This is a genomic window from Pseudomonas sp. AN-1, assembly GCF_034057115.1.
In the GTDB taxonomy this organism is placed as follows: Bacteria; Pseudomonadota; Gammaproteobacteria; order Pseudomonadales; family Pseudomonadaceae; genus Geopseudomonas.
Map to the genome: position 1 here is coordinate 3466544 of NZ_CP139195.1, position 13549 is coordinate 3480092.

The 13549-nt window shown below is 58.4% G+C and carries 9 protein-coding genes, 6 tRNA genes and 3 rRNA genes; all 18 read left to right on the forward strand.

The features are described 5' to 3' along the window. Positions 1-59 precede the first annotated feature (59 nt). The 18 genes from tyrS (at position 60) to rplA (ending at position 13485) form a co-directional block, all read left to right on the forward strand. Positions 60-1259, forward strand: coding sequence for a tyrosine--tRNA ligase (gene tyrS / locus SK095_RS16350; RefSeq protein ID WP_320546860.1), 1200 nt, complete (start codon positions 60-62; stop codon positions 1257-1259). 526 nt (positions 1260-1785) lie between these two features. Beyond that, a 16S ribosomal RNA gene (locus SK095_RS16355) occupies positions 1786-3322 on the forward strand. A 66-nt stretch (positions 3323-3388) separates the two neighbouring features. Then, positions 3389-3465 (forward strand) — tRNA-Ile (locus tag SK095_RS16360). 31 nt (positions 3466-3496) lie between these two features. Further along, positions 3497-3572, forward strand: a tRNA-Ala gene (locus tag SK095_RS16365). Between the two features lie 247 nt (positions 3573-3819). Beyond that, positions 3820-6710 (forward strand): 23S ribosomal RNA (locus SK095_RS16370). 141 nt (positions 6711-6851) lie between these two features. Beyond that, a 5S ribosomal RNA gene (rrf, locus tag SK095_RS16375) occupies positions 6852-6967 on the forward strand. Together the 16S, 23S and 5S rRNA genes with 2 tRNA genes alongside form the textbook arrangement of a ribosomal RNA operon. 117 nt (positions 6968-7084) lie before the next feature. Then, positions 7085-8035 (forward strand): bifunctional biotin--[acetyl-CoA-carboxylase] ligase/biotin operon repressor BirA, encoded by a 951-nt coding sequence (gene birA / locus SK095_RS16380; RefSeq protein ID WP_320548915.1) that lies wholly within the window; start codon positions 7085-7087, stop codon positions 8033-8035. Next, positions 8025-8780, forward strand: coding sequence for a type III pantothenate kinase (locus SK095_RS16385; RefSeq protein ID WP_136491526.1), 756 nt, complete (start codon positions 8025-8027; stop codon positions 8778-8780). Before birA ends, SK095_RS16385 begins: the two co-directional genes overlap by 11 nt. 4 nt (positions 8781-8784) lie before the next feature. Beyond that, complete coding sequence (locus SK095_RS16390) at positions 8785-9480, forward strand: SPOR domain-containing protein (protein ID WP_136491527.1); 696 nt, start codon at positions 8785-8787, stop codon at positions 9478-9480. Positions 9481-9599: 119 nt separating this feature from the next. Then, positions 9600-9684 (forward strand) — tRNA-Tyr (locus tag SK095_RS16395). Positions 9685-9708: 24 nt separating this feature from the next. Next, positions 9709-9782 (forward strand) — tRNA-Gly (locus tag SK095_RS16400). A 26-nt stretch (positions 9783-9808) separates the two neighbouring features. Next, positions 9809-9884: transfer RNA gene (locus SK095_RS16405), tRNA-Thr, on the forward strand. Between the two features lie 82 nt (positions 9885-9966). Beyond that, positions 9967-11160, forward strand: coding sequence for an elongation factor Tu (tuf, locus tag SK095_RS16410; protein WP_320546861.1), 1194 nt, complete (start codon positions 9967-9969; stop codon positions 11158-11160). Positions 11161-11213: 53 nt separating this feature from the next. After that, positions 11214-11289: transfer RNA gene (locus tag SK095_RS16415), tRNA-Trp, on the forward strand. A 39-nt stretch (positions 11290-11328) separates the two neighbouring features. Further along, entirely contained in the window at positions 11329-11697 is a 369-nt protein-coding gene (gene secE / locus SK095_RS16420; RefSeq protein ID WP_136491177.1) for a preprotein translocase subunit SecE, read from the forward strand. 9 nt (positions 11698-11706) lie between these two features. After that, entirely contained in the window at positions 11707-12240 is a 534-nt protein-coding gene (gene nusG, locus SK095_RS16425; RefSeq protein ID WP_136491178.1) for a transcription termination/antitermination protein NusG, read from the forward strand. Between the two features lie 115 nt (positions 12241-12355). Further along, positions 12356-12787: a 50S ribosomal protein L11 gene (rplK, locus tag SK095_RS16430; RefSeq protein ID WP_320546862.1), complete on the forward strand. Its 432-nt coding sequence runs from the start codon at positions 12356-12358 to the stop codon at positions 12785-12787. Beyond that, positions 12787-13485: a 50S ribosomal protein L1 gene (rplA, locus tag SK095_RS16435; RefSeq protein ID WP_136491180.1), complete on the forward strand. Its 699-nt coding sequence runs from the start codon at positions 12787-12789 to the stop codon at positions 13483-13485. Before rplK ends, rplA begins: the two co-directional genes overlap by 1 nt. Positions 13486-13549: the final 64 nt, after the last annotated feature.

Here is a 13549-nt window from a genome sequence, read left to right on the forward strand (position 1 = left end):
AATTCCGTCCGATCTTGTATCGTGGCTGCCCCTTTTTTCATGTCGGTATGGGCAGCTTCATGAAGTCGGTCGAAGAGCAGCTGGCGCTGATCAAGCGCGGTGCAGAGGAGATTCTGGTCGAGGCGGAACTGGTGGCCAAGCTGCAGCGCGGCCAGCCGCTGCGAATCAAGGCCGGCTTCGATCCGACCGCGCCGGATCTGCACCTGGGGCACACCGTTCTCATCAACAAGCTGCGCCAGTTTCAGGAGCTGGGGCATCAGGTGGTCTTCCTGATCGGTGACTTCACCGGGATGATCGGCGACCCCAGTGGCAAGAATGCCACCCGCCCGCCGCTGACTCGCGAGCAGGTGCTGGAGAATGCCGAGACCTACAAGGCTCAGGTGTTCAAGATCCTCGATCCGGCGAAGACCGAGGTGGCCTTCAACTCCGCCTGGATGGATCAGCTGTCGCCGGCCGACTTCATCCGCCTGGCCTCGCAGTACACCGTGGCGCGCATGCTCGAGCGCGACGACTTCCACAAGCGCTACACCGGCAACCAGTCGATCGCCATCCATGAGTTCCTCTATCCGCTGGTGCAGGGTTACGACTCCGTGGCGCTGCGCGCTGACGTCGAGCTGGGTGGCACTGACCAGAAGTTCAACCTGCTGATGGGGCGCGAGCTGCAGCGGGCCTACGGCCAGGAGTCGCAGGTCATCCTGACCATGCCGCTGCTCGAGGGCGTGGATGGGGTGAAGAAGATGTCCAAGTCGCTGGGTAACTACATCGGCATCCAGGAAGCCCCCGGCGTCATGTACGGCAAGCTGGTGTCCATTCCCGACACCCTGATGTGGCGCTACTTCGAGCTGCTGAGCTTCCGGCCGATGGGCGAGATCGACGAATTCCGTCGCGATGTCAAGCGCGGCGCCAATCCGCGCGACATCAAGATCAAGCTGGCCGAGGAGATCGTGGCGCGCTTCCATGGCGAGGACGCTGCGGCCAGTGCGCATCGCTCCGCGGGTAACCGCCTCAAGGATGGCGAGCTGCCCGAGGATCTGCCGGAAGTCGAACTGGTTTCGGTCGAGTCGATGCTGGTGGCGACGTTGCTGAACAGGGCGGGGCTGGCCAAGAACGCAGCCACAGCGCGCGACATGCTCAATGCAGGCAGCGTGAAGGTGGACGGCGTCGTGGTGGATCGCGACTTCCTCTTTGTGCCGGGTAATAGCTACGTGTGTCAGGCAGGCAAGAAGGCCTATGCGCGGGTCACGCTGCGTTCCGAGTGAATCCGGGCAAAAAAAGCGTTGACGTCGCCGCCGATGTCTCTATAATGCGCCCCACTTCCAGCGGCAAGCTGATCGAAAAGCCTTGTAAATCAAGTGCTTGGATCGGGGTGGTGGTGGAAGTGCAGGGTTGCTTTCCTGCGGCGTCGTCAGTCTCCGGGTTGAAGGCGCGTTGTTCGGAGATGTTGACAGTGGCTCTGGTTGCTGTATGATTCATCTCCCTCGCTTCGGTGGTCGAGTTCTTCGCTGAAGCGCAAGCGGTTGATTCGAAAAGAAAATTTTCGAAAAACGCTTGACAGATTGAAAGGCTGCTGTAGAATGCGCGGCCTCGGTTGAGACGAAGCGGAAACGCTGAGTGAATCGATCGAAACGCTCTTTAACAAGTTGAATCAAGCAATTCGTGTGGGTGCTTGTGAGGTAAGACTGACAGTCGCAAGATTATCAGCATCACAAGTAACACTCGTGAATTCGAGAGTTTTTTGCGATTGCTGAGCCAAGTTTAGGGTTTTCTCAAAACCCGAATTGATTTGAACTGAAGAGTTTGATCATGGCTCAGATTGAACGCTGGCGGCAGGCCTAACACATGCAAGTCGAGCGGATGACGGGTGCTTGCACTCTGATTCAGCGGCGGACGGGTGAGTAATGCCTAGGAATCTGCCCGATAGTGGGGGACAACGTTTCGAAAGGAACGCTAATACCGCATACGTCCTACGGGAGAAAGTGGGGGATCTTCGGACCTCACGCTATCGGATGAGCCTAGGTCGGATTAGCTAGTTGGTGAGGTAATGGCTCACCAAGGCGACGATCCGTAACTGGTCTGAGAGGATGATCAGTCACACTGGAACTGAGACACGGTCCAGACTCCTACGGGAGGCAGCAGTGGGGAATATTGGACAATGGGCGAAAGCCTGATCCAGCCATGCCGCGTGTGTGAAGAAGGTCTTCGGATTGTAAAGCACTTTAAGTTGGGAGGAAGGGCTGTCGGCTAATACCCTGCAGTTTTGACGTTACCAACAGAATAAGCACCGGCTAACTTCGTGCCAGCAGCCGCGGTAATACGAAGGGTGCAAGCGTTAATCGGAATTACTGGGCGTAAAGCGCGCGTAGGTGGTTCAGCAAGTTGGATGTGAAAGCCCCGGGCTCAACCTGGGAACTGCATCCAAAACTACTGAGCTAGAGTACGGTAGAGGGTGGTGGAATTTCCTGTGTAGCGGTGAAATGCGTAGATATAGGAAGGAACACCAGTGGCGAAGGCGACCACCTGGACTGATACTGACACTGAGGTGCGAAAGCGTGGGGAGCAAACAGGATTAGATACCCTGGTAGTCCACGCCGTAAACGATGTCAACTAGCTGTTGGGTTCCTTGAGAACTTAGTAGCGAAGCTAACGCGATAAGTTGACCGCCTGGGGAGTACGGCCGCAAGGTTAAAACTCAAATGAATTGACGGGGGCCCGCACAAGCGGTGGAGCATGTGGTTTAATTCGAAGCAACGCGAAGAACCTTACCTGGCCTTGACATGCTGAGAACTTTCCAGAGATGGATTGGTGCCTTCGGGAACTCAGACACAGGTGCTGCATGGCTGTCGTCAGCTCGTGTCGTGAGATGTTGGGTTAAGTCCCGTAACGAGCGCAACCCTTGTCCTTAGTTACCAGCACGTTATGGTGGGCACTCTAAGGAGACTGCCGGTGACAAACCGGAGGAAGGTGGGGATGACGTCAAGTCATCATGGCCCTTACGGCCAGGGCTACACACGTGCTACAATGGTCGGTACAGAGGGTTGCCAAGCCGCGAGGTGGAGCTAATCTCACAAAACCGATCGTAGTCCGGATCGCAGTCTGCAACTCGACTGCGTGAAGTCGGAATCGCTAGTAATCGTGAATCAGAATGTCACGGTGAATACGTTCCCGGGCCTTGTACACACCGCCCGTCACACCATGGGAGTGGGTTGCTCCAGAAGTAGCTAGTCTAACCTTCGGGGGGACGGTTACCACGGAGTGATTCATGACTGGGGTGAAGTCGTAACAAGGTAGCCGTAGGGGAACCTGCGGCTGGATCACCTCCTTAATCGAAGACTTCAGCTTCTTCATAAGCTCCCACACGAATTGCTTGATTCACTCGCGAAAGGCGATTGGGTCTGTAGCTCAGTTGGTTAGAGCGCACCCCTGATAAGGGTGAGGTCGGCAGTTCGAATCTGCCCAGACCCACCAATTGTCGTGGTGCGCAGGCCGATCGAAAGATGGGGCCATAGCTCAGCTGGGAGAGCGCCTGCTTTGCACGCAGGAGGTCAGGAGTTCGATCCTCCTTGGCTCCACCATTATCGCCGAAAGCTCAGAAATGAGTGTTTACCCCTGTCGTCCGGTGGACGATTTCGAGGATGAAACATTGATTTCTGGTCTTTGCGCCAGAATCGTTCTTTAAAAATTTGGGTAAGTGATAGAAGTATTGAACTGGAGAGTGTTTTCACTGCACTTTTCAGGTCAAGGTAAAATTTGCGAGTTCAAGCGCAAGTTTTCGGCGAATGTCGTAATTCACGATTATAACCAGATTGCTTGGGGTTATATGGTCAAGTGAATAAGCGCATACGGTGGATGCCTTGGCAGTCAGAGGCGATGAAAGACGTGGTAGCCTGCGATAAGCTTCGGGGAGTCGGCAAACAGACTTTGATCCGGAGATCTCTGAATGGGGAAACCCACCCGGGATAACCCGGGTATCTTGTACTGAATACATAGGTGCAAGAGGCGAACCAGGGGAACTGAAACATCTAAGTACCCTGAGGAACAGAAATCAACCGAGATTCCCTTAGTAGTGGCGAGCGAACGGGGATTAGCCCTTAAGCTTCTTGGATTTTAGCGGAACGCTCTGGAAAGTGCGGCCATAGTGGGTGATAGCCCCGTACGCGAAAGGATCCTTGAAGTGAAATCGAGTAGGACGGAGCACGAGAAACTTTGTCTGAATATGGGGGGACCATCCTCCAAGGCTAAATACTACTGACTGACCGATAGTGAACCAGTACCGTGAGGGAAAGGCGAAAAGAACCCCGGAGAGGGGAGTGAAATAGAACCTGAAACCGTATGCGTACAAGCAGTGGGAGCCTACTTTGTTAGGTGACTGCGTACCTTTTGTATAATGGGTCAGCGACTTATATTCAGTGGCGAGCTTAACCGATTAGGGGAGGCGTAGCGAAAGCGAGTCTTAATAGGGCGTTTAGTCGCTGGGTATAGACCCGAAACCGGGCGATCTATCCATGAGCAGGTTGAAGGTTAGGTAACACTGACTGGAGGACCGAACCCACTCCCGTTGAAAAGGTAGGGGATGACTTGTGGATAGGAGTGAAAGGCTAATCAAGCTCGGAGATAGCTGGTTCTCCTCGAAAGCTATTTAGGTAGCGCCTCACGTATCACTCCAGGGGGTAGAGCACTGTTTCGGCTAGGGGGTCATCCCGACTTACCAAACCGATGCAAACTCCGAATACCTGGAAGTGTCAGCGTGGGAGACACACGGCGGGTGCTAACGTCCGTCGTGAAAAGGGAAACAACCCAGACCGCCAGCTAAGGTCCCAAAGTTGTGGTTAAGTGGTAAACGATGTGGGAAGGCTTAGACAGCTAGGAGGTTGGCTTAGAAGCAGCCACCCTTTAAAGAAAGCGTAATAGCTCACTAGTCGAGTCGGCCTGCGCGGAAGATGTAACGGGGCTCAAACCACACACCGAAGCTGCGGGTGCATCGCAAGATGCGCGGTAGAGGAGCGTTCTGTAAGCCTGTGAAGGTGAGTTGAGAAGCTCGCTGGAGGTATCAGAAGTGCGAATGCTGACATGAGTAACGACAATGGGTGTGAAAAACACCCACGCCGAAAGACCAAGGGTTCCTGCGCAACGTTAATCGACGCAGGGTTAGTCGGTCCCTAAGGCGAGGCTGAAGAGCGTAGTCGATGGGAAACAGGTTAATATTCCTGTACTTCTGGTTACTGCGATGGAGGGACGGAGAAGGCTAGGCCAGCTTGGCGTTGGTTGTCCAAGTTTAAGGTGGTAGGCTGGGATCTTAGGTAAATCCGGGATCCTAAGGCCGAGAGCTGATGACGAGTTATCTTTCAGATGACGAAGTGGTTGATGCCATGCTTCCAGGAAAAGCTTCTAAGCTTCAGGTAACCAGGAACCGTACCCCAAACCGACACAGGTGGTTGGGTAGAGAATACCAAGGCGCTTGAGAGAACTCGGGTGAAGGAACTAGGCAAAATGGCACCGTAACTTCGGGAGAAGGTGCGCCGGTGAGGGTGAATGATTTACTCAGTAAGCCCATGCCGGTCGAAGATACCAGGCCGCTGCGACTGTTTATTAAAAACACAGCACTCTGCAAACACGAAAGTGGACGTATAGGGTGTGACGCCTGCCCGGTGCCGGAAGGTTAATTGATGGGGTTAGCGCAAGCGAAGCTCTTGATCGAAGCCCCGGTAAACGGCGGCCGTAACTATAACGGTCCTAAGGTAGCGAAATTCCTTGTCGGGTAAGTTCCGACCTGCACGAATGGCGTAACGATGGCGGCGCTGTCTCCACCCGAGACTCAGTGAAATTGAAATCGCTGTGAAGATGCAGTGTATCCGCGGCTAGACGGAAAGACCCCGTGAACCTTTACTATAGCTTTGCACTGGACTTTGAGCTTGCTTGTGTAGGATAGGTGGGAGGCTTTGAAGCGTGGACGCCAGTTCGCGTGGAGCCATCCTTGAAATACCACCCTGGCAATCTTGAGGTTCTAACTCTGGTCCGTCATCCGGATCGAGGACAGTGTATGGTGGGTAGTTTGACTGGGGCGGTCTCCTCCCAAAGAGTAACGGAGGAGTACGAAGGTGCGCTCAGACCGGTCGGAAATCGGTCGTAGAGTATAAAGGCAAAAGCGCGCTTGACTGCGAGACAGACACGTCGAGCAGGTACGAAAGTAGGTCTTAGTGATCCGGTGGTTCTGTATGGAAGGGCCATCGCTCAACGGATAAAAGGTACTCCGGGGATAACAGGCTGATACCGCCCAAGAGTTCATATCGACGGCGGTGTTTGGCACCTCGATGTCGGCTCATCACATCCTGGGGCTGAAGCCGGTCCCAAGGGTATGGCTGTTCGCCATTTAAAGTGGTACGCGAGCTGGGTTTAGAACGTCGTGAGACAGTTCGGTCCCTATCTGCCGTGGACGTTTGAGATTTGAGAGGGGCTGCTCCTAGTACGAGAGGACCGGAGTGGACGAACCTCTGGTGTTCCGGTTGTCACGCCAGTGGCATTGCCGGGTAGCTATGTTCGGAAGAGATAACCGCTGAAAGCATCTAAGCGGGAAACTCGCCTCAAGATGAGATCTCACTGGGGACTCGATCCCCCTGAAGGGCCGTCGAAGACTACGACGTTGATAGGCTGGGTGTGTAAGCGTTGTGAGGCGTTGAGCTAACCAGTACTAATTGCCCGTGAGGCTTGACCATATAACACCCAAACAATCTGCGATCCCAGGATCACAGTGGGTGCGACAGGCCGAAAGCTTGCAGAACCGCAAATTACCGAATCTGATACACTATCACTTGCCCAATTCGGGGTAGCGCCATGGCGATGCCCCAACCGAATTGCTTGACGACCATAGAGCGTTGGAACCACCTGATCCCATCCCGAACTCAGCAGTGAAACGACGCATCGCCGATGGTAGTGTGGGGCTTCCCCATGTGAGAGTAGGTCATCGTCAAGCACCTATACAGAAACCCCGATCAGCCACGCTGGTCGGGGTTTCGTCTTTTCGGTCCAAGACTCGCGGTTGCTGTCCCTGGCGTTTATCATCATGCAGGCGTGCTGATACGAGGTGGAAATCTTGCAGTTATTACGTCTATTGGCGGACGGGCGCTTTCATTCCGGAGAGGCGCTGGGCGCGCAGCTGGGGATCAGCCGCAGTGCGGTATGGAAGCAGCTGCAGCAGCTGGAGCAGGACTATGGCGTATGTCTGCAACGGATTCGCGGTAAAGGCTACCGCCTGGAGCAGCCCCTGAGCCTGCTGTCGGCTGAGTTGCTCAGCCAGCGCTTACCGCGCCAGCGGGTCCTGATCGAGGAGCGTGTCGACTCCACCAATGCTTTGGCCCTACGCCAGCTGGGCTATCTCGAGCCTCCTTATGTGGTCCTGGCCGAGGCGCAAAGCATGGGGCGGGGGCGGAGGGGGCGCCATTGGGTGAGCCCCTATGGTACGAATCTGTATTTTTCCCAGGTCATCCGCATCGATCGCTCGAGCACCCAGTTGCAGGCGCTGAGCCTCGTGGTCGGTCTGGTGGTGCTGCGCACGCTGTGCCAGCTAGGTGTGCGCGAGATTGGGCTGAAATGGCCGAATGACCTGCTGGCGTCCGGAAAGAAAATTGCGGGCATCCTGCTCGAGCTCAATGGCGATCCGGCGGACATCTGCCATGTGGTGATCGGCATCGGCATCAATGCCAACATGCTGCATGAAGAGGGCATCGATCAGGCGTGGACGTCCATGCAGAGGGAGATCGGGCGCACCGTGGATCGCAACGAGCTAGCCATCGTTCTGGCCGAACAGCTCGAGCAGGCCCTGACCATGCATCGGGAGCAGGGCTTTGCCGCCTTTCACCAGGAGTGGGAGCGCTATCACCTGTGGCAGGGGCGGGAGGTGCGCCTGATCAGTGGCGTGCACGAGGTGGCTGGCACCGCGCTGGGAGTATCTGGCGACGGAGGCCTGCGGCTGTTGGTCGAAGGCGCCGAGCAGGTGTATAGCGGCGGCGAGCTGAGCCTGAGGCTGCAGCATGATTCTTGAGCTGGATTGCGGAAATACACGGATCAAGTGGCGTGTGCTGCCGGCTGACGGCGCGGACCCCGTGCTGGAAGGGACGGCGGAAACGGCGGCCGAACTGCGTGCTCAGCTGGATAGGCTCGACGGGGCGCCGCTTCGCTGGTGCCGGATCGTCAGCGTGCGCAGCGATGAAGAGACCCGCCAGTTGCTCGACGAGGTCAGTAGGGGGGGCGAACTGCGTATCCTCCAGGCCAGTGCTGCCGTCCGGTGTGCCGGAGTGCGCAACGGTTACCGCGAGTATGCGCGTCTCGGACTGGATCGCTGGCTGGCGATCCTTGGCGGCTACCATCTGGCCGGCAAGGCCTGTCTGGTGATTGACCTGGGGACGGCCGTGACGGCAGACCTCGTCAGCGTCGATGGGCAGCATCTGGGCGGCTACATCTGTTCGGGCCTGCCGCTGATGCGTGCCCAACTGCGCGGCCACACGCGGCGGATCCGCTACGAAGACGGCGAGGCGGCACAGGCCGGCGGCGAGCTGCTGCCGGGCCGTTCCACGGCGGAGGCGGTGGAGCGCGGCTGTCTGCTGATGCTGCGTGGCTTTGTCCGCGAACAGTGTGCTGCGGCGGGAGAATTGCTGGGCGGGGATTTCGAGGTGTTCCTGACGGGAGGGGATGCCGCCTTGGTTGCCGATGTCTGGCCGCAGTCAAAATGCCGGCCGGATCTCGTATTCGTCGGTTTGGCGCTGGCCTGTCCGATCGAGCGGAGTTGAGTGCATGCGCTGGGTATTTCTGTTGTTGTTGCTTCTGAATGTCGGTCTTTTCGTCTGGCAGCATCGTCTGGCGCCCAGTGCCGGAGGTGAGCTGTCGCTGTCCATGCGGACGCCAACCGCGGCCGTTGCTCCGGCCCAGTCGCTGCGCCTGCTGGCGGAGGCTCAGCAGGCTGCCGCGACAGCAGGCATGGCCGGCACGGGCGGAAGCTCGGAGGAGTCTGTCGCGCGCTGCCTGGTACTGGGCGGCTTCAATAGTATGGAGAGGGCCCGCCAGCTCGAGCAGCGCCTGCTGAGTCTCGACATTGCCGTCCGGGTGGTATCCGCCGAGGCGTCGTTCGGCAGCGATCACTGGGTGTACATCCCGCCCCTTGCCTCGCGACAAGCCTCCCTGCGGCAGCTGCGCGAGTTGCAGGCGCGCGGAGTCGACAGCTACCTGATCACCGAGGGCGAGATGGCCAACGGCATATTGCTGGGGGTGTTCCCCCGTCTGGACGCTGCCGTGAGCGTGGCCGACAAGCTGCGAGCCAGCGGGTACGCTCCACAGCTGCGCGAACTACCGCGGATCTACCAGGAGTACTGGGTCCGGGTGGCGGAAAAGGACCAGCGCCTGGTGGATGGGGCGGTGGTGCAACGCCTGCAGGCCGACTTTTCCGATCTAAAACATCAACTTATCTCATGCTCGGGGGTTGCGCATCGCTGAAAAAGCACTTATGATGCGCACCACTTGAGACGCACTGCCAGGCGGCGCTTCGAAAGGGTCAAGAGAGATGAAAATCGCTTGACATTGGCTGGGCAGACGTTGAGAATGCCGCACCCTCTGGAGGGGTTCCCGAGTGGCCAAAGGGATCAGACTGTAAATCTGACGTCATCGACTTCGAAGGTTCGAATCCTTCCCCCTCCACCAGATTAAGCGTGAGCTGCAAGCTCCGCGGGTATAGTTCAGTGGTAGAACCTCAGCCTTCCAAGCTGATGATGCGGGTTCGATTCCCGCTACCCGCTCCAGTTTTGTTGTTCGTGCACAGCGCTTCGCTCATGTAGCTCAGCTGGTAGAGCACACCCTTGGTAAGGGTGAGGTCAGCGGTTCAAATCCGCTCATGAGCTCCAAACAGACAAAGGCAGATATGAAAATATCTGCCTTTGTTCTATGTGGGCAGTTTTTCCAGTTCCTCGACCGGAGAGTGTCTCGATGGCTAAAGAGAAATTTGAACGTTCCAAACCGCACGTCAATGTCGGCACCATCGGTCACGTCGACCATGGCAAGACCACGCTGACCGCTGCGCTGACCAAGGTCTGCGCCGAGACCTGGGGTGGTTCCGCTCGCGACTTCTCCCAGATCGACAACGCTCCGGAAGAGAAGGCGCGCGGTATCACCATCAACACCTCGCACGTCGAGTACGATTCCGCCATTCGTCACTACGCTCACGTTGACTGCCCGGGTCACGCTGACTACGTGAAGAACATGATCACCGGTGCTGCCCAGATGGACGGCGCGATCCTGGTTTGCTCCGCTGCCGACGGCCCCATGCCGCAGACCCGCGAGCACATCCTGCTGTCCCGTCAGGTAGGCGTTCCCTACATCGTCGTGTTCCTGAACAAGGCCGACATGGTCGACGACGCCGAGCTGCTGGAACTGGTCGAGATGGAAGTTCGCGACCTGCTGAGCACCTATGACTTCCCGGGTGACGACACCCCGATCGTCATCGGTTCCGCTCTGATGGCCCTGAACGGTCAGGACGACAACGAGATGGGTACCTCCGCCGTGCGCAAGCTGGTGGAAACCCTGGACTCCTACATTCCGGAGCCGGTGCGTGCCATCGACCAGCCGTTCCTGATGCCGATCGAGGACGTGTTCTCGATCTCCGGCCGCGGCACCGTGGTGACCGGTCGCGTCGAGCGCGGCATCGTCAAGGTGGGCGAGGAAGTGGAAATCGTCGGCATCCGTCCGACCACCAAGACCACCTGCACCGGCGTGGAGATGTTCCGCAAGCTGCTCGACGAAGGTCGTGCCGGCGAGAACATCGGCGCCCTGCTGCGCGGCACCAAGCGTGAGGACGTCGAGCGTGGCCAGGTTCTGGCCAAGCCGGGCACCATCAAGCCGCACACCAAGTTCGAAGCCGAAGTGTACGTGCTGTCCAAGGAAGAAGGCGGTCGTCACACCCCGTTCTTCAAGGGCTACCGTCCGCAGTTCTACTTCCGTACCACCGACGTGACCGGTAACTGCGAACTGCCGGAAGGCGTCGAGATGGTCATGCCGGGCGACAACGTCAAGATGGTTGTCACCCTGATCGCCCCGATCGCCATGGAAGACGGCCTGCGCTTCGCCATCCGCGAAGGCGGTCGTACCGTCGGCGCCGGCGTTGTTGCCAAGATCATCGAATAAGTAGTTGATCTTTCTCGGTTGGGCCGGTATAGTAGCCGGCCTGACTAAGTCACAGGCCAGTAGCTCAATTGGCAGAGCGGCGGTCTCCAAAACCGCAGGTTGGGGGTTCGATTCCCTCCTGGCCTGCCAGATTTCTCGAATCTGGCACCCTTCACAAGGTCCTTGCAGATGAACGCCAAGGCTGAAAGCAAAGATTCCCGCCTCGATGTCCTCAAGTGGGTCGTCGTCACCCTGCTGGTGGCGGTTGCCGTAGTGGGGAATCAGTATTTCGCAGCTGAACCCATCCTGTATCGCGTGCTCGGCATTCTGGTGCTGGCTGGCGGCGCCTTCTTCGTTGCGCTGCAAACCGTCAAGGGTGGCGCCTTCTTTGCTCTGGTGAAGGAAGCGCGTGCCGAGATTCGCAAGGTCGTCTGGCCGACCCGCCAGGAAACCACCCAGACCACGCTGATCGTGGTGGCCGTGGTGCTGCTGATGTCCCTGCTCCTGTGGGCGCTGGACTCGCTGCTGGGTTGGCTGGTTTCGTTGATCGTCGGTTAAGGGTGCACTGTGGCTAAGCGTTGGTATGTTGTGCATGCCTATTCGGGATACGAAAAGCATGTAATGCGTTCGCTGATCGAGCGCGTCAAGCTGGCCGGCATGGAAGACCAGTTCGGCGAGATTCTGGTTCCCACCGAAGAAGTGGTGGAGATGCGCAATGGCCAGAAGCGCAAGAGCGAGCGCAAGTTCTTCCCCGGCTACGTGCTGGTGCAGATGGAGATGAACGAGGGGACCTGGCACCTGATCAAGGATACCCCGCGCGTCATGGGCTTCATCGGTGGCACCGCGGACAAGCCGGCGCCGATCACCGAAAAGGAAGCCGAGGCCATCCTGCGTCGCGTAGCCGACAGCGGCGACAAGCCGCGTCCGAAGACGCTGTTCGAACCGGGCGAAGTGGTGCGTGTCATCGACGGCCCGTTTGCCGACTTCAGCGGCGTCGTCGAAGAGGTCAACTACGAGAAGAGCCGGATCCAGGTGGCCGTGCTCATCTTCGGTCGCTCCACTCCGGTGGAGCTGGAGTTCGGTCAGGTCGAGAAGGCCTGAATGCAAGGGATCCCGACCCCGCAGCCGCAGGCTGCGGGGTTTTGTTGTCACTGGGAAAAACGCGAAAAGCAACCGGGGAGCCGCAAGGCGCATGTACCCGCAACTGGAGTAGCAGATGGCTAAGAAAATCACGGCTTATATCAAGCTGCAAGTGAAGGCCGCACAGGCCAACCCGTCGCCGCCGGTCGGTCCGGCCCTGGGCCAGCACGGCGTCAACATCATGGAATTCTGCAAGGCCTTCAATGCCCGCACCCAGGGCATGGAGCCGGGTCTGCCGACTCCGGTGATCATCACCGTCTACAGCGACCGCAGCTTCACCTTCGAGATCAAGAGCACCCCGGCTGCCGTGCTGCTGAAAAAAGCAGCGGGCATCACCAGTGGCTCCGCTCGTCCGAACACCCAGAAAGTGGGCGCCGTTACCCGTGCACAGCTGGAAGAGATCGCCAAGGCCAAGCAGGCCGATCTGACAGCAGCTGACCTGGATGCGGCCGTGCGTACCATCGCTGGTTCCGCGCGTAGCATGGGCCTGAACGTGGAGGGTGTGTAATGGCTAAGCTGACCAAGCGCCAGAAGGCGATCGCCGAGAAGGTTGTTGCTGGCAAGCAGTACGGTTTCGAAGAGGCCGCTGCCCTGCTGGCCGAGCTGTCCACTTCCAGCAAGTTCAAGGAATCCGTGGACGTCGCCATCAACCTGGGCGTTGATCCGCGTAAATCCGACCAGGTCGTGCGCGGCGCCACCGTGCTGCCGAACGGCACCGGCAAGAGCGTGCGCGTTGCCGTGTTCACCCAGGGCCCGGCTGCCGAAGCCGCTCTGGCTGCCGGCGCCGACCGCGTGGGCATGGACGAGCTGGCTGCCGAGATGAAGGGCGGCGACCTGAACTACGACGTGGTCATCGCTTCCCCGGACGCCATGCGTGTCGTGGGTCAACTGGGCCAGATCCTCGGTCCGCGCGGCCTGATGCCGAACCCGAAGGTCGGCACCGTGACCCCGGACGTGGCCACCGCGGTGAAGAACGCCAAGGCCGGTCAGGTTCGCTTCCGTACCGACAAGAACGGTATCATCCACGCCTCCGTCGGCAAAGTCGACTTCGCTCCGGCTGCCCTCAAGCAGAACGTCGAAGCCCTGCTGTCCGATCTGAAGCGCCTGAAGCCGTCCGCCTCCAAGGGCGTATACATGAAGCGCGTGACCCTGAGCACCACCATGGGGCCGGGCCTGCAGATCGACCAGGCTTCCCTGGACGCGTGATACAGGGATGCGCCGGCTGGCCGGCGCATCCAACCTATTGGGGTCCCTGCCTGGCGGGGGCTAT